The sequence below is a fragment of the Mesorhizobium sp. B2-4-1 genome (genome assembly GCF_006442185.1).
Taxonomy (GTDB): Bacteria; Pseudomonadota; Alphaproteobacteria; order Rhizobiales; family Rhizobiaceae; genus Mesorhizobium.
The window spans coordinates 125,463-140,955 of sequence record NZ_VFVN01000011.1; the positions used below are offsets into that span (position 1 = coordinate 125,463).

At 64.7% G+C, this 15,493-nt stretch carries 18 protein-coding genes; 11 read left to right on the forward strand and 7 right to left on the reverse strand.

The window, feature by feature from the left end:
- Nucleotides 1–2: 2 nt before the first annotated feature.
- Nucleotides 3–1,607 carry an ABC transporter substrate-binding protein gene (locus tag FJ949_RS24835; RefSeq protein ID WP_140500035.1) on the forward strand — a complete coding sequence of 535 codons (1,605 nt, stop codon included), beginning with the start codon at nt 3–5 and terminating at the stop codon, nt 1,605–1,607.
- A gap of 184 nt (nt 1,608–1,791) precedes the next feature.
- Complete coding sequence (locus FJ949_RS24840; protein ID WP_140500036.1) at nt 1,792–2,913, forward strand: serine hydrolase domain-containing protein; 1,122 nt, start codon at nt 1,792–1,794, stop codon at nt 2,911–2,913.
- Here the strand turns inward: FJ949_RS24840 and FJ949_RS24845 are convergent.
- Nucleotides 2,876–3,430 carry a cytochrome b gene (locus FJ949_RS24845; RefSeq protein WP_140500038.1) on the reverse strand — a complete coding sequence of 185 codons (555 nt, stop codon included), beginning with the start codon at nt 3,428–3,430 and terminating at the stop codon, nt 2,876–2,878. The genes FJ949_RS24840 and FJ949_RS24845 overlap by 38 nt on opposite strands.
- A gap of 147 nt (nt 3,431–3,577) precedes the next feature.
- On the reverse strand, nt 3,578–4,297 hold the full coding sequence (locus FJ949_RS24850) for a 3-keto-5-aminohexanoate cleavage protein (RefSeq protein WP_140500040.1): 720 nt from the start codon (nt 4,295–4,297) through the stop codon (nt 3,578–3,580).
- A 252-nt stretch (nt 4,298–4,549) separates the two neighbouring features.
- On the opposite strand from FJ949_RS24850, the gene FJ949_RS24855 reads away from it, so the two are divergent.
- Nucleotides 4,550–4,747, forward strand: coding sequence for a hypothetical protein (locus FJ949_RS24855; RefSeq protein ID WP_181165267.1), 198 nt, complete (start codon nt 4,550–4,552; stop codon nt 4,745–4,747).
- A gap of 145 nt (nt 4,748–4,892) precedes the next feature.
- Here FJ949_RS24855 and FJ949_RS24860 read toward each other — a convergent pair whose 3' ends face one another.
- Complete coding sequence (locus FJ949_RS24860) at nt 4,893–6,989, reverse strand: EAL domain-containing protein (protein ID WP_140500044.1); 2,097 nt, start codon at nt 6,987–6,989, stop codon at nt 4,893–4,895.
- 217 nt (nt 6,990–7,206) lie between these two features.
- On the opposite strand from FJ949_RS24860, the gene FJ949_RS24865 reads away from it, so the two are divergent.
- Both FJ949_RS24865 and FJ949_RS24870 read left to right on the forward strand, forming a co-directional pair.
- A complete protein-coding gene (locus FJ949_RS24865; protein WP_140500045.1) occupies nt 7,207–7,656 on the forward strand; it encodes an ester cyclase in 450 nt (149 codons plus the stop codon).
- Nucleotides 7,657–7,899: 243 nt separating this feature from the next.
- Entirely contained in the window at nt 7,900–8,991 is a 1,092-nt protein-coding gene (locus FJ949_RS24870; protein ID WP_140500047.1) for a phosphatase PAP2 family protein, read from the forward strand.
- A gap of 54 nt (nt 8,992–9,045) precedes the next feature.
- Here FJ949_RS24870 and FJ949_RS24875 read toward each other — a convergent pair whose 3' ends face one another.
- Complete coding sequence (locus tag FJ949_RS24875) at nt 9,046–9,582, reverse strand: hypothetical protein (protein ID WP_181165266.1); 537 nt, start codon at nt 9,580–9,582, stop codon at nt 9,046–9,048.
- 121 nt (nt 9,583–9,703) lie between these two features.
- Nucleotides 9,704–10,030: a DUF1330 domain-containing protein gene (locus FJ949_RS24880; protein WP_140500048.1), complete on the reverse strand. Its 327-nt coding sequence runs from the start codon at nt 10,028–10,030 to the stop codon at nt 9,704–9,706.
- A 176-nt stretch (nt 10,031–10,206) separates the two neighbouring features.
- On the opposite strand from FJ949_RS24880, the gene FJ949_RS24885 reads away from it, so the two are divergent.
- Entirely contained in the window at nt 10,207–10,899 is a 693-nt protein-coding gene (locus FJ949_RS24885; RefSeq protein WP_140500050.1) for a helix-turn-helix domain-containing protein, read from the forward strand.
- Between the two features lie 87 nt (nt 10,900–10,986).
- Here the strand turns inward: FJ949_RS24885 and FJ949_RS24890 are convergent, their stop codons facing one another.
- Nucleotides 10,987–11,172 (reverse strand): transcriptional regulator, encoded by a 186-nt coding sequence (locus tag FJ949_RS24890; protein WP_140500052.1) that lies wholly within the window; start codon nt 11,170–11,172, stop codon nt 10,987–10,989.
- A gap of 123 nt (nt 11,173–11,295) precedes the next feature.
- On the opposite strand from FJ949_RS24890, the gene ada reads away from it, so the two are divergent.
- The 4 genes from ada to FJ949_RS24915 all read left to right on the forward strand — a co-directional run bounded on the left by ada (nt 11,296) and on the right by FJ949_RS24915 (nt 14,188).
- Entirely contained in the window at nt 11,296–12,375 is a 1,080-nt protein-coding gene (gene ada / locus FJ949_RS24895; RefSeq protein WP_181167217.1) for a bifunctional DNA-binding transcriptional regulator/O6-methylguanine-DNA methyltransferase Ada, read from the forward strand.
- Nucleotides 12,376–12,387: 12 nt separating this feature from the next.
- Complete coding sequence (locus FJ949_RS24900) at nt 12,388–12,618, forward strand: hypothetical protein (protein WP_140500055.1); 231 nt, start codon at nt 12,388–12,390, stop codon at nt 12,616–12,618.
- 494 nt (nt 12,619–13,112) lie between these two features.
- A complete protein-coding gene (locus FJ949_RS30885) occupies nt 13,113–13,448 on the forward strand; it encodes a methylated-DNA--[protein]-cysteine S-methyltransferase (protein ID WP_246680035.1) in 336 nt (111 codons plus the stop codon).
- Nucleotides 13,445–14,188 carry a 2OG-Fe(II) oxygenase gene (locus FJ949_RS24915; protein ID WP_140500057.1) on the forward strand — a complete coding sequence of 248 codons (744 nt, stop codon included), beginning with the start codon at nt 13,445–13,447 and terminating at the stop codon, nt 14,186–14,188. The genes FJ949_RS30885 and FJ949_RS24915 overlap by 4 nt, the downstream gene beginning before the upstream one ends.
- 148 nt (nt 14,189–14,336) lie before the next feature.
- Here the strand turns inward: FJ949_RS24915 and FJ949_RS24920 are convergent, their stop codons facing one another.
- Nucleotides 14,337–14,924 carry a dihydrofolate reductase family protein gene (locus FJ949_RS24920; protein ID WP_140500059.1) on the reverse strand — a complete coding sequence of 196 codons (588 nt, stop codon included), beginning with the start codon at nt 14,922–14,924 and terminating at the stop codon, nt 14,337–14,339.
- 140 nt (nt 14,925–15,064) lie between these two features.
- Between FJ949_RS24920 and FJ949_RS24925 the strand changes: the two genes are divergently transcribed.
- On the forward strand, nt 15,065–15,481 hold the full coding sequence (locus FJ949_RS24925) for a helix-turn-helix domain-containing protein (RefSeq protein WP_140500061.1): 417 nt from the start codon (nt 15,065–15,067) through the stop codon (nt 15,479–15,481).
- The last annotated feature ends 12 nt before the right edge of the window (nt 15,482–15,493 follow it).

Here is a 15,493-nt window from a genome sequence, read left to right on the forward strand (position 1 = left end):
CGATGAAATCCACCGTTCTGCGCACAGTGCTTGGCTCGACCCTTCTGGCCTCGTCCGTCCTTCTCGGCGGGCAGGCTCATGCCAAGACGCTCGTCTATTGCTCGGAGGCCAATCCCGAGACCTTCAACCCGGCGATCGGCATCGCCGACTCCACCATGGATGCCGCCGCCAAGACGATCTTCAACCGGCTGGTGGAGTTCAAGCCGGGCACGACCGAAGTCGGACCGGCGCTGGCCGAGAGCTGGGATGTCTCGCCGGACGGCAAGACCTACACATTCCACCTGCGCCATGGCGTGAAATTCCAGTCGAACGAGCATTTCACGCCGACGCGCGAGTTCAACGCGGACGACGTCCTTTACACATTCAATCGCCAGCGCGACGCCAACAATCCCTACCACAAGCTCGGCGGCGGCTCTTACGAATACTTCAACGCGCTGGGCATGGGCACGCTGATCGACAAAATAGACAAGGTCGACGATTACACCGTGCGCTTCACGCTGACGGCCCCCAACGTCACCTTCCTGGCCGGGCTGGCGCTCGACTACCTCTCGATCTTGTCGCTGGAGCAGACCGAAAAGATGGTGGCCGCCGGCACGCCGGAGCTGATCGACAGCCAGCCGGTCGGGACCGGCCCGTTCATGCTCGAGGCCTATGTGCCCGACAGCCAGGTGCGCTACGCCGCCAACAAGGATTACTGGCGCGGCGCGCCGAAGATCGACACGCTGGTCTTCGCCGTCACGCCCGAGCCGACCACCCGCGTCGAGCGCCTCAAGGCCAATGAATGCCAGGTGGCGGCCCCGCCTCCGCCCAGTGCCGTCGCCGAATTGCGCGCCGATCCAGACATTACGGTCCTCGACCTCAAGGGCCAGAATATCGGCATCCTCGGCTTCAACGTCGAACATCAGCCGCTGGGCGATGTCCGCGTGCGCACCGCGCTTGCCAAGGCCGTCGATCGCAAGGCAATCGTCGATGCCGTCTATGCCGGCGCCGGCACGGTTGCCGGCAGCGTCGTGCCGCCGGCGCAGCTCGGCGCCGTTACCGATGCCGGCATCGACTACGATCCCGACGGCGCGAAGAAACTGCTGAAGGAAGCAGGCCACGAAAGCGGCCTCAAGATCAGCCTGTGGGCGATGCCGGTGTCGCGCCCCTACAACCCCAACGCCAAGCGCATGGCCGAGATGATCCAGGCCGACTGGGCGAAGGTCGGCGTGCAGTCCGAGATCGTCAGCTTCGAATGGGGCGAATATCTCAAGCGCACCGCAGCGGGCGAGCAGGACGCTTTCCTGCTCGGCGGCAGCAGCGACAATGGCGATCCCGACAACATGCTGAGCTATCTCCTGTCCTGCGACGGCGTGAAGGGTGGCTCGAACCGCTCGCGCTGGTGCGACAAGGATTTCGAGAAGCTGCTGGATGAAGGCCGCGTCGCCGCCGACCCGAAAGAACGCGCCGCGATCTACGCGAAGGCGCAGGCAATCCTGAAGGCCGAGGTGCCGGTGGCGCCGATCGCCCATTCGCTGGTGGCGATCCCGATCCGCAAGAGCGTGCTCAACTACATCCTCGACCCCTTCGGCCGGCAGAATTTCGCGGCGGTCGATGTGGCTGAGTGAGGGCAGGCGCTCCCTGTCCTTACCCCCTTGTGGGGGAAGGTGGATCGGCGCGCAGCGCCGAGACGGTTGAGGGGTGTTCCAGCGGAATGAGACGTTGGTGTTCCCTGGAGCACCCCTCATCCGACCTCGCTTTGCGAGGCCACCTTCTCCCACAGGGGGAGAAGGAAAAAAGAAAGCGATATCAATGCCGAAAGACCTGACCTCCCTGCTCAACCGCTACCTCGCCGATGGCGCGGTGGGTGCCTCGCTGGCCTATTCGACGGGCAGCGCGCCGACCGCCCTCACCGCCGGACTTGCCGACCGCGCTCATGGCATATCGGTCACACCGGACCAGCTGTTCAAGATCGGCAGCTGCACCAAGACCTTCGTCGCCGCGGCCCTGGTCAAGCTCGCCGAGACCGGCAAGCTCGAGCTCGGCGCGCCGATCTCCTCCTGGTTCCCGGATCTGCCGGGCGCAGGGAATATTTCGGTGCGCCAGCTGATCAACCATCGCAGCGGCCTGCCGGAATTCGAATATTACATACCGATGGATCCGGGCCGGCAATGGACGCCGCAGCAGCTGGTCGACATCGCCTTCGCCTCCGACAAACAGAAGGCACCGGGCGGACCCGCTGTCTACAACAACACCGGCTATGTGTTGGCCGGCATGGTGATCGAGGCCGTCACCGGCCAGTCGCTCGGCGCCTATGTCAGAAGCGCGGTCCTGCGGCCGCTCGCCCTGGAAAACACCTGGTCGCCAGCCACCGAAGCATTCCCGGAAAGGTCGATGGTGCGCGGCTACTACCACCGGCCGCCGCTGGCGCCGGGCGCACCGACAGACATCGCTTCCGGCGGCGAGATGTGGCGCATGGACGGCGTGCTGCCCTACTCCGACGAATTGCAGGATTCTTCCGATTCCTTCCCATTCGGCGCCGCCTATGGCTGCGGCGACATGGTGTCGACGCCGTCCGACATGGTGAGCTTCATGCGCAGCCTGTTCTCCGGCAAGCTCTTGTCGCCGCCTTTCTTCGCCGAGATGTTCGAACGCCGCGTGCCGGCGAGCTTCCCGGGCACCCGCATGCGCGAGACCGGCGCCGGCATGTTCCAGAGCGCCTATGCCGACCGCGCCTTCTACGGCCATCAGGGCAGCATTCCGGGCTATGTCGCGGTCATGCTGCATGATCCGGCGACCGGTCTTACCATCGCCATGACCAGCAATGTCGGCTCCGGCAACCGCCTGTCCTTCCAGGCCAGCGGCCTGCATCCCGTGGTGGATCAGGCGATCCGGATCATTCTGGAGCAGCCAAGCCGGGCAGCATCTGGCTGAGCACGCGATCTCGCAGAAGAACGTGGTGGAAGACGGCCGCCGCGGCGTGCAGGCCGGCCAACCACATGAGGATGTCCCCAAGCGTGCCGTGGATTTCCGCCAGCGAAGCGCCGACGTCCCATGGGGCGAAAAGCGGACCGATCGGACCGAAGCCGTACACCGTGACCGGATGGCCGCCAAACCATGCGCCGAGCATGGCGGTCACCGGCACAGCGAACATCAACGCGTAGAGCGCCCAATGTACCGCCTTCGACCCGACATACATCCAGGCGGGCATGGACGGAGCGTCGGGAATGCGATCGAACAGCCGCCAGGCCAGGCGGATCACCAGCAGCCAGAAAACCGCGAAGCCGAGCGATTCATGAAGCAGCAGCATCGAGGCCCTGGGCGCTGAATAAACGCGTGTAGGAGGACCGCCTGCCGAGACCAGGAAGGCGATGAGCACGAGCAGTGCCGTCAACCAGTGGAATGCCTGGGCAAGGCTTCCGTAGCGAGTTGTGGTACCGGACAGTGACATGCAGGAACTCCGCGGCAGTTGCACAAGGCTCCCCGCGCCAGGCCGAATTTGCCTTTATTTAGTGCGCCTCGAGTGAGAACGATTTATGGCGGAGCAGGTCGGGTCGGCTTGTCGCACCGGCTGCACAGCCAAGGCGCTTGAGACCCTTCAGGTTTTCGACCAAAACACCGCCGCCGTCGCCGCGACGATCTCCGCATTGTCCAGCGCCACCTTTCCATCGGGAAGCGTCCTGCCGTCTTCCAGTCCGACCCGCGTCGACCAGCGCCTTCGACGCGCGAGCTCCACGAACGGCCAGACCGTGGCATCGGCGCCGTGCAGCAGGATCGGCCGCCGCACCCCGGCGCGGTCCAGCGCGGCGGCGATGCCGTGCGCCTCGGCGAGTGCGGCGGGCAATTCCTGTATGTCGATCTCGATCAGGATGCGCAGCACCCGGCCGTGATCGGCAAGACTGACGAACCGCTGGGCATCTTCCGTTGTGGCAAGGCCGGCCTCGATGCCGACGCCGCGCTGGCGCAAAAGCTCCATCACGGCGGGCGCGTCGGCCTCCGAAAGATTGACCGAAGCATAATCGGGCAGTTCGCGCCAGCCGGCGATCGCGGCGCGGGTGCGCTCGACGTCATTCTCGATCCAGGCGCCTGTCGACACGCCGATCAGCGTGCCGGGACAGGCCCGGCGCACCGCCAGCACGGTCGCGTCGACGGCGGCCAGGCTCTCGCGCCCGTCCACGCCGCGCGGATGGATGTGCAGCTCGGCCGCGCCCGCGGCGATGCAGGCGGCCGCATCGCTCGCCATCGCCTGCGCCGTCAGCGGCAATTTCGGATGAAAATCGCGCGGTCGTGCGCCATTGATGCAGGCCTGGACGATCATGGCTGCCATCCTCGGACAAGGGAGCCAGCACTCTAGCTGCGTGGCAAGGCATGGCAAAGAGTTGGGCGTTGTCTCTCCTGACAGCGGCCGGTGGAACTGCCGATCTCCCCCTTGTGGAGGAGATCGGCAGTTCCACGGCCTCGCTCTTCCTTATCGGAATCCCGGCATTTGAATAAAATCCGCCTGTGGATATTTACCCTGTGTTCCGCCAGACCGGCCAAGATATATTAGGGCGAGGTAATGGAGGGATCATTGACCAGCGATTTTTCAGCCGCCCGGGTGCATCTCGAACGCGCCTATCACTATTTGCGCGGCGATGACGAGACAAGCCGCTCGGCATGCGAAGCCCTCGACCTGCTGATCGAAGCGGTCGCGGAGGCGCAGCACAGGCGATCGGAGGCAGAGGTGTTGGAGTTTCCGCGATCGGCACGGTTCGCCGACCGCCAGTGATCGTTCCGCCGCGCCCGGCCGACCGCCCGGAGCCGTTCCAGGGGCCGTGCTTAACAGCTCTTCGGGATTGCCTAATACAGCTCTTCGGGATTGCCTAATGGAGTGTTGGAGTGGCTCGGCGATTCTGGCGGGCGGCTTGCCCGCTTCAGGCGCGCCGCCTGTCGGGCGTTCCGGCCGTCGCGCGCGAAACGATCGCCTCCAGCGGCTCGGGACGATGCAGAAAGAAGCCCTGACCGTAGGCGACCCCCATGTCCTGGAGCATGGCCAGCGTATCGTGCCGTTCGATCTTTTCGCCCACCACGGCGAAGTCGAGGCTCCTGGCAATGCCGGTCATCGCCAGCACGATCTCGCGGTCGAAGCGGCTGTCGGTGATATGTTCGATGAACGAGCCGTCGATCTTGATCGCATCGACGGGAAAGCGCCTGAGATACTCGAACGAGCTCATGCCGGCGCCGAAATCGTCGAGGCTGACCCGGCAGCGTCGCTCACGCGCCTTGCGCACGAAGTCCTCCGCGGCATCGAAATTGGTGACGGCCGCGGTTTCGGTGATCTCGAATCCGATGCCGGAATGCGGCGCACCGGTTTCCTCGATGGTGTTGTCGACGAAATCCCACAGCCCCGGATCGCTCAATGTCTGAGCCGACAGGTTGAAGCCCAGCGTCAGCGCCCCGGCACGCAGCGCCGGTCCGTGCCGCAACAGCGCCGTGCGAATGATCCAGCGGTCGAGTTTCGAGGCGATACCGAAACGCTCGGCCACCGGGATGAATTCGCTCGGCGGCACCAGCCGCCCGTTGCGCGCGGCGAGCCTCGCCAGCACTTCGACGTGCCGGCACTCTTGCCATGGCTTTCCCAGGAGATGGATTTCCTGGCCGAACAGTTTCAGCCGCCCGTCGTCCATGGCATCGACGGTGTCGGCTGCGATGCGCGCCGCATTGAGGCCGGCGGCTCCCGATCGCGCCGCGGCCGAAAACACCGCGAAGCGGTTGCGCCCCGCCGCCTTGGCCGCGTAGCAGGCGTCGTCGGCGCAAGCCAGCGCATCGGCCACGGTGGTCGTGGCGTCATCGATGAAGGCGATGCCGATCGAGGCCGCCAGTCGGCGCGATGACGCGGCCGGACCGAGATCGGCCTCGCGCACCGCCCCAAGCACGGCCCCGGCGATCCGCTCGGCCTGCACCGCGTCGCAATGCGGCACCAGCAGCGCGAACTCGTCACCGCCCAGGCGCGCCGCATGCGCCGACGACGGCAGGCAGCCGCGTATGCCCCCCGCGACGCTCTTCAGCGCCAGATCGCCGGCGGCATGCCCGGCGAAATCATTGAGCGCCTTGAAGTAATCGAGATCGACATAGAACACCGCCAGCGGCGCCCCCACCGCAATATGCTCGCCAAGCAGCCTATCGAAGGCGGCGCGGTTCCACAGGCCGGTCAGCGCGTCGTGGCGGGCGGCATAGGCCAGTTCCTGTTCGCGCAGCTTGTCCTCGGTGATGTCGCGCACCGTGCCGAGGATCTGGCCGGCGGCACCGGCGGCGGCGACGAAACGCACCAGCGATTCGACATGACGGATATCGCCGTCGCGCCTGATGATGCGATATTGCGCGGCAATGACGCCGTCGGTTTCCAGCGGCGCCCTGTGGGCGCGTTCGGCCGCCTGCTTGTCGTCGGGATGCAGGTAGCTGTGCCACAGGTCGGCCGTCACCTCGTCGGTAACGGCGACAAGGCCGAAAATTTCCCTGGTGCGGAAATCCCAATAGCTTTTGTTGCTGGCGATGTCGTAGTGCCAGATGCCGGTGCCGCTGGCCGCGAGCGCCAGGCGGAAGCGGATGTTGACCTGTTCCAGCGCGGCCTCTGCCGCCTTCTGTTTCGAAATATCGGTCTGCACGCCCATCAGCCGGATCGGCTGGCCGTCGCCGTCGCGTTCGACGATGCCGCCGCGGTCGAGCACCCAGACCCAGTGGCCTTGCTTGTGCCGGAGCCTGAGCTCGGTCTCGATGGTGTCGGTCAGGCCGGCGATGTGACGGTCGCCGCTGGCCAGCGCCTGCTCGCGATCGTCGGGATGGGTAAGCCGCAGCCAGAGGTCGCTGCTGTTGGCGAGCTCGTCCTCGTCATAGCCCAGCATCCGCGCCCAGGTGGCGGAATAGAAACACTCGCCTGTCCGAAGGTCCCAGTCCCAGACGCCAAGTTGGGCGCGCTCCAGGGCCTTCTCCCAGAACGTTCCATCACGGCTTTTCTTGTCCTGACCCGCCATCTTCCGTTTCGTCCAACCCCGCCGCGGGGCAATCTGCGGCAAAACCAGAGAAGAAAGCGTTACCGCGCCGGTGGCTGCGCCGCGTTCCTCGCTTGCGGTCCCGACTTTCGATTGGCGGGCAAGAAGCGGAGTTTGCCCGCCCGCCGATCCTCCTAGTGTTTGCGCGGGGTCGCCGCCCGCCCTGGCGATCTCGTGCAAACACAAGAGGACTTTTCCCATGACCAAACAGGAAGACAACAAGGCCGTCGTCGCTAGATGGTTCACTGATTTCTGGGGTGAAACCTGCGATCTTTCCGTCGTCGACGCCATCGCCGCGTCCGACATGCTGCTCAAATATTCGCTGCATGAATCGCGCCGCGGCCGCGAGGACATCAAGGCCTTCATGACCGATTTCCGCGCTGCCTTCCCGGACCTCAACTTCTGGGCCACCGCCGACCTCATCGCCGAAGGCGACTATGTCGTCGGCCAGTGGGAAGGCGGCGGCACCCATGCCGGTCCGGCCTTCAGCGATTTCCTCGTCGGTTCGCTGCCCGCCGCCACCGGCCGCACCATGCGCTTCACCGGCACCACGGTGCTGAAGGTGATCGAGGGCAGGATCGTCGAGGAGATCGGCCTCGACGACGGCGTCGCGGCGTTGACCCAGCTCGGCCTGATCAAGGCGGCTTGAATGAGAGGGACCATCGCCGTCCAGGCAGTGGTCCCTCTCGATTGCACGTGCGTGACGAAAGGCCTCTTGGCAGCAACCCAACACAGGGCCAGCACCGCCATGGTCCTCAGCCCGTATTTGAATACAATACTACACTATTGAGTATTACATTGGAAACCAGACACCATTACGGGTGCAACAAGATATTAATACGTTGCCGCCAGAACATTCATAACAAGTTCGAAAGCTGGCGGGACCTCCCTGATGAGTGGGTACACCGGAACACAGGGCGGCGATCTCCGATCGGTTTCCACTGTTGATCTTGGCGTGGCGACAACCAGAAGCAGCTGGCTGCTGACGGGCCTGTGCCTGGTCTGCGTCGCGACGGCGCTTTGCCTGCGGCCTGAGCGATATCTTCTGCTGTCCATAAAGTACTTCGGGACATTCCTCGGCTTGCTGCCGGTGCTGCTGGTGGTTGGCCTCGGGTTAACGGCATTGGTGTATGGCGGGCCCAGGCCGACAAGATTCATGGTGCACATACTCAAGGAACGCGGGCCGGCGGCCGCGCGGGTCGTCTTGCTATTCTTTCTCGGCATCATCGCTTTCACAACATTCAGGATCACCATACCGGAGATCGTGCCTTACTATGCCGATCCCATGCTGGCCGACCTCGATCGTTGGCTGCACGGCGTCGATCCTTGGGTATGGACGCACGGCATCGTTTCAAAGCCCGCCTCCATGCTGGTTTTCAAGGCCTATATGTCCTGGTGGTTCATGCAATGGCTTGGCGTCGTGCTCTTCGTCGCCTTCTGGAACAGTCCCGCCCGGCGCATCCGCTATCTCTGGGCGTTCGCGCTCACCATGATGTTGTGTGGCACCGTTCTTCCAATCATGCTGTCATCCAGCGGGCCGATATTCTACGACCGGTTCTATGGCGGCAGCCGATTTGCCGGGGTGCTCGCAGCGCTGATGGCAGACCCGTATGCCTTGCCGGTGCGGTTCGCCGCCAGCTATCTGCTCGATGCACACGACAGCGGCCGCTCCGCGCTGGGCAGCGGCATCACGGCGATGCCCAGCATGCATGTCGCCATCGTCACGCTCAATGCCTTCTTCCTCACCGGCTTTGGTCGCCGCTGGGCCGTTGCAGGCTGGTCGTTCGCCGCACTCATCCTGTTCGGCTCGGTCTATACCGGCTGGCACTATGCCGTGGACGGCTACCTGTCGATCCTCGTGGTCTCTCTGCTCTGGTACCTGACCGGACGCTTCGTTCTACCGGCATCCGGGCAGCAGGCTTCCGACGTGGCCCAACAGACTTCCGATACGGGATTGGCGGCCCCTAATCCCGCGCCGCGATAACGGCCGGAGCGGACAGCGTCGAGCCAGGCGGCCTGCACCGCCTGGCTTCATTGCTTACTGGCTGGGTGCCGCCGCGTGTTCGCACGACACTTTCGGGTTCATGTCGGCGAAGGTGCCGGTCGGGTTGCCCTTCCAGGCCCAGACATGCAGCTCGTAGAATTCGCCCAGGCCGTAACGGTTGGGCGCACTGTTGAAGTTGAACAATTGGCCGTCCAGTGACGCCGGCCCCTTGGCGGTGATGTATTCGACCGCCACCAGCTTCAGTGTGCCGTCGGCCATCGGCTCGTACATCACGGCCTCGGGACGGGCGATGTCGATCTTGTCGTCCTTCAGGTATTGCCCGTTGACATAGTGAATGCCCATCGCGCCGCCGGTGATGCCGCTGGCGCAGGGAATGGGCGCATAGCCTTCGTCCGTGGCGACCTTGGCGTCGAGGAACCGGCTGTTCGCCGCCCGCACCTTGCCGGCCAGTGGATTCGCGCCGGATGCAGGCACGGCCTCTTGCTGATGGGCGTGGGCGAAGGTGGCGCAGGCGGCCAGCATGGCCCCCGCCATGAGAAGCCCGTTGCGGAATTTGCGTATCATGTTCATTCCATTCTTCTTGAAAAGGCCCAGCGCGCCGGCCGCCGGAAATACGGAGGCGCGGCAGGCAAGCGCCGTGATTGTCGTTGCTCGGAGAGCCCGAAAGCGATGCGACGGATGGAGGAAAGCTTCATCCCTTCGGCAGATACGGGATCGTCCCCGCCAGGTCGGTGTTGTCGATCATCTGGAAGCGGCTGTCGCTACCGTCCTGACGGGCCGAGACGAAGGGCGCGTAGGCCGGATCGTTGGCGAAGGCGCGCGCCGCCGCTTCCGACGGGAATGCCATCAGCGCGATCAGAGTGGTGTCGAGCGGCTTGCCTTCAAGCGTCTTCACATTGCCGCTGCGCGACAGATACTTGCCGCCATGCTTGTGGACGAGGTCGTGCACCGATGCGGCGTAGGCCGGCATCCACTGCGGGTTCTTCACCTTGATGTCTGCGATTACGTAGGTGGTCATGGTCTTCTCCCTGTACGGCGCACAGGGGAGATCCCCGCGGCCGGTCAAAGGGCTCGCATGGCAGGGCCGGCGCCGGCCAGTCCGCGATCTGTACCGGGCCGGTACAGTTTCCGTACTGGCCGCTTCCTTCATGAAGGCCTAATGTTCAGCCCAGTTTCGAGGGAGGACGTCGGATCATGGCCCAGCACGGATACAAGCAGTTCTGCCCGCTATCGATGGCCGCCGAGGTGCTGTGCACCCGCTGGACGATGGTGCTGATGCGCGAATTGGTGGCGGGTTCGACCCGTTTCAACGACCTGCGCCGCGGCGTTCCCAAAATGTCGCCCAGCCTTCTGTCGCAACGGCTGAAAGAGCTCGAGCTCGCCGGGATCGTCGAGCGCAAGGAGGTGCCGGGCGAGAAGGGCATCTCCGAATACCGGCTGACGGAGGCCGGCCGGGATTTGCGCCCCGTCGTCGAGGCGATGGGCTTTTGGGGACAGAAATGGGTCGAGTCCCGGCTGTCCCTCAAGAACCTCGATCCGTCGCTGCTGATGTGGGACATGCGGCGCAATCTGAACCCCTCGCCGCTGCCCGACGGGCGCACCGTGATACAATTCCTGTACCAGGAGCTGCCGGCGTCCAAACGGTCGTGGTGGCTGATCGTCGAAAAGCATGGCGAGGTCGATCTGTGCTGGTACGATCCGGGCTTCGATATCGACCTCTACGTCTCGACCGACCTGCACACGATGACGGCGATCTGGATGGGATTGATCACCGTCGAGAAGGCCGGCGCGAAGGTCGCCTTGACCGGAGATCAGCACATCGCAAGGAAGATGCAGACCTGGCTCGGCCTCAGCCCGTTCGCGGTCGAGCCCAAACGGGCGGCGTAGAAACGAGGGCTCGGGGAACAGCGATCGGGCACCGGGTGCGGCGGCTTTCGCCTTTCGCGACAGGTTGAATGTGTGAGTGAATAACCTTCAACGGGATGTGGGTGCTTCGATAGGGTAGTGCTTATCCTCATAAGCGTCGATCAAGGTCGCGAGAACATCAAACCGGTAATCGCCAAGAGAGCCGATTTCCGGCTCGTTCTCGAAATATTGGATGATTTCGGCAATCGCCCGATCGTAATCGGCCTCGGTCTTAAGGGGTCGAATGTTTTCCATCACACCTTCTCCGGATCAATCTTGTCATACTCTTTGTGTGTCCCGACGAATAGGCTCGCGTCCACCTCTCAGTTGGCAGGAAACGGGTGGCGACGCGGGTCGTCTGCGGCTTCAATGCCGGCCATGTTCATCACCCTTGCCAAGGATCTCAAACCCGCGCCGCTGCCGGTCGCCGACGATCCGCGCTGGACGCAAGTCGTGGCGCGCGACAAATCGGCCGATGGCAGCTTCTGGTATTCGGTGGCCACGACCGGCGTCTATTGCCGGCCCTCCTGCCCGTCGCGGCGCGCCAACCCGAAGAACGTGCAGCTCCACGACACGCTGGACGAGGCCAGGGCGACCGGCTTTCGCGCCTGCCGGCGCTGCAATCCCGACGGACCTTCGCTCGAGGCCGGCAACGCCGCGATGGTGGCCGAGGCCTGCCGCAGGATCGAACAGAGCGAGGAGGAACCGTCGCTCGGTGAACTGGCCGCCGCCGCCGGCCGCAGCGCCGGCTATTTCCACCGCACCTTCAAGGCCGTCACCGGCCTGACGCCAAAGGACTACGCGGCCGCCCGGCGCGCCGAAAGGGTGCGCCGGGGCCTGGAAGACGGCGCCAGCGTGACAGCGGCGATCTACGATGCCGGCTTCAATTCGAGCGGACGCTTCTATGAGAAGTCGGCCGGCATGCTCGGCATGACGCCGACGCGCTACCGCGCCGGCGGCGCCAGCGAGGAGATCCGCTTCGCCGTCGGCGAATGCTCGCTCGGCGCCATCCTTGTCGCATCGAGCAGGAAGGGGGTCGCCGCGATCCTGCTCGGCGACGACCCGGACGCGCTGGTGCGCGACCTGCAGGACCGTTTCCCCAAGGCGCGCCTGATCGGCGCCGACCGCGATTATGAGGCGCTCGTCGCCCGCGTCGTCGGTTTCGTCGAGGCTCCAAGGCTTGGTCTCGACCTGCCGCTCGACCTGCGCGGCACCGCGTTCCGGCAGCGCGTCTGGCAGGCCCTGCGGGACATCCCGGCCGGCCGCACCGTCTCCTATGCCGAGATAGCAGGGCGCATCGGCGCGCCGAAGGCGACCCGCGCCGTTGCCGGCGCCTGCGCCGCCAACGCGCTCGCGGTCGCCATTCCCTGCCACCGCGTGATCCGCAAGGACGGCGCCCTGTCCGGCTACGCCTGGGGCGCGGAGCGCAAGCGCGCGCTGCTCGGCCGCGAGGCCTGAGGAGGAGCGGCAATGGGCGCGATGGCAAGGTCTTCCACCACCGATGCGGACATTGGGATCCCCCATCGCGGCGCCGTCAGACGCGCCAAAGATGCGCGGTCGCTGGTGATGGCTGCGCTCGGGGAGCTTGTCGAGAGCGGCAAGGCCGAGTGGAGCCGTGGCGCGACCGGCGAGATCGAACTGCGGCTGTTATCAGGCGAGGTTTTTTTGCTTGGCGAGGTTGCTGTCATTCGTATCGCATAAATCAGCGCTCTACGGCGCCCCCCTCTGTCCTGCCGGACATCTCCCCCCACTTGGGGGGAGATTGGCTGTCACAACCGCCTTCGCCAATTTACGACGTTGCAGGAATGAGTGGGGCGCCGAAATTGCCAATCTCCCCCCTCGTGGGGGAGATGTCCGGCAGGACAGAGGGGGGCGCCGTAGGGTACTTACCTCCGCACCGTTCCGGAAATTGAATTTGAAAGCAAGCATCGGAGTGAGGAACGGAAGGCACGCGGCTAGGGTTCAGGCACACAGAAGGAGTGAAGCAATGAACCTCATGCAAACCCACACGCCGGCGACAGCCTCCGGCGCCGACCATCACCTACGCCATCGCCCAATCCGCGATCGGCAAAATCCTCGCCGCGCGCGGTTCCCTCGGCGTCTGCGCCATCCTGATCGACTCCGACGCCGAGGCGCTGGCGCAGGATCTCGCCAGCCGCTTCCCCGGCAGGATGCTGGTCGAGGACGAGACCGCCTTGCAAGGCGATCTTGCGGCGATAACGCGTTTCATCGAAACGCCCGCCGCCGGCCTGGACCTGCCGCTCGACATCAGCCACGGCACGCCGTTCCAGCAAAAAGTTTGGGGCGAGCTTCGCAGCATCCGCCGCGGCGCAACCATCACCTACGCCGCCCTTGCCCAGCGTCTCGGCCAATCGAACGGCGCCCGCGCCGTGGCGACGGCCTGCGCCGCTAACGCGATCGCGCTCGGCATTCCCTGCCACCGCGTCGTCCGCGCCGACGGCACGCCCTCCGGCTACCGCTGGGGCACTGAGCGCAAGCACGCTTTGCTCGACAAAGAGGCCGCGATATGAACGCCCATGCCAAGGTTGCGGCATCGGTGGTGAAAGCCGCCGAGGAACGCGTTGCCGCTTACGACTGGCCAGCCCTAGCCGCCGAACTCGACGGCTTCGGCTGTGCGGTGATGGAAAAGCTGCTCACGCCGCAGGAGTGCCGACAACTCGCCGGGCTCTATCCGCATGAAGAACATTTCCGCAGCCATATCCACATGGCCAGGCACGGCTTCGGCAAGGGCGAATACCGCTATTTCCGCTACCCCTTGCCAGACCTGATCGGCGGGCTGCGCACGGCGCTCTATCCCAGGCTCGCCGAGGTCGCCAACCGGTGGAACGAACGCATGGGCATCGCCACGCGCTATCCCGAAACGCATGCCGCCTTTCTCAAGCAGTGCCACGCCGCCGGCCAGGTCAGGCCGACGCCACTTCTGCTGCAATATGTGCCCGGCGACTTCAACTGCCTGCACCAGGACCTCTATGGCGACCTCGCCTTTCCGGTGCAGGTGGCGGTTCTGCTTTCAGAACCCGGCGAGGATTTCACCGGCGGCGAGTTCGCCCTGACCGAACAGCGGCCGCGCATGCAGAGCCGGGTGGAAGTGGTGCCCTTGCGCCAGGGCGATGCCGTCGCCTTTGCCGTCCACAACCGGCCGGTGCAGGGCACCAAGGGCAATTACCGCGTCAATCTGCGCCACGGTGTCAGCCGCCTGCGCTCGGGCATGCGCCACACGCTCGGCATTATTTTTCACGATGCCAAGTGAATTGGGAGGTCAAGGCGTGGACCAATGGGCACATTGAGGCGCGTCATCCCTTCTCCCCTGGGAGAAAGTGGCCTCGCGCTTGGTCCTGCATCGCCGACTACCATGCCCAAAACTCAAGGCAGGTATAATATTGCGCGATGCCTTTCGGTCAGCCGGCCGGCGCGTAGCGGCTCACCACCATGCCGCTCGCATAGGCCTTCGAGCCGAGCAGCCGCAGCCTGCCGAACCCGCCTTGGTCGAAGATGCGGCGGCCGGCGCCCAGGACGGCCGGGTTGATGAACAGCTGGAACTCATCGACCAGCCTGGCCGCGATCAGCGCCGAGGCGAAGCCGGCGCCGCCGAACACCGCGATGTCGCCGCCCTCACCCCTCTTCAGCAAGTCGACCTCCCGCGGCAGGTCGCCGCTAACCACTGTCGTGCCCTCCCATCGCGAGGCCTTGAGCCTGTCGTTCGGCACCACCTTCCTCGCCTCGACGATGCGCTGGGCGAAAGCATAGAACGGGTCGCGCGGATATCTCTTCGCCGCATTGCCCCAATGGGTGAGGTAGCCTTCCTCGGCCATCTTGCGGCTCAAGAGGATGGTATCGATGCCGGCGAAGACGGCGTTGAAGTCCCGCTTCAGCTCCTCGTCCCAGGCGCTGTCGTCGCCCCATTCCCAGAGCTGCCAGCGATGATCCCCGGCGGCGCCGACAAAACCGTCGACCGACATCTGCATCTGGAGGATCAGCTTTTTCATTATGGTTCTCCCGGTCAAAGGCCGAGCGGCTCGTTTTACCCGTCCGGCCGGCACGGTTGCCGATGGTTTACATTTGGAACTATTGACCTGAGATGAAAACGATGTCAATAGTAAAGCGATTTAAAAATGGAACCATACACATGTCGACACGGGACCGGTCTGGCTGCCCCATCAACCTGTCGCTCGAACTGCTCGGCGACCGCTGGACGCTGCTCATCATCCGCGACCTGGTCTTCGCCGGAAAAAAGCACTTTCGCGAATTCCTGCAATCCGATGAGGGCATTTCCTCGCGTACGCTGGCCGAGCGCCTCCAGACATTGCAGGACGAAGGCATCCTCACCCGCAGCGGTGATCCCACGCATGGCCTGAAGGCGATCTATCGCCTGACCGAGGCCGGCATCGACCTTGTGCCCGTGCTGGCCACGCTCGGCGCTTGGGGCAGCAAGCACCGCAAGGCCGACGATGATCTGGCAAGGATCGCCGATAAGCTCGCTGCCGACGGCGAGCCGGCGCTGGAGCGCCTCAAGCAGGCGCTGCGGGCGGAGCATCTCGGTTGATGGATGTCGCCA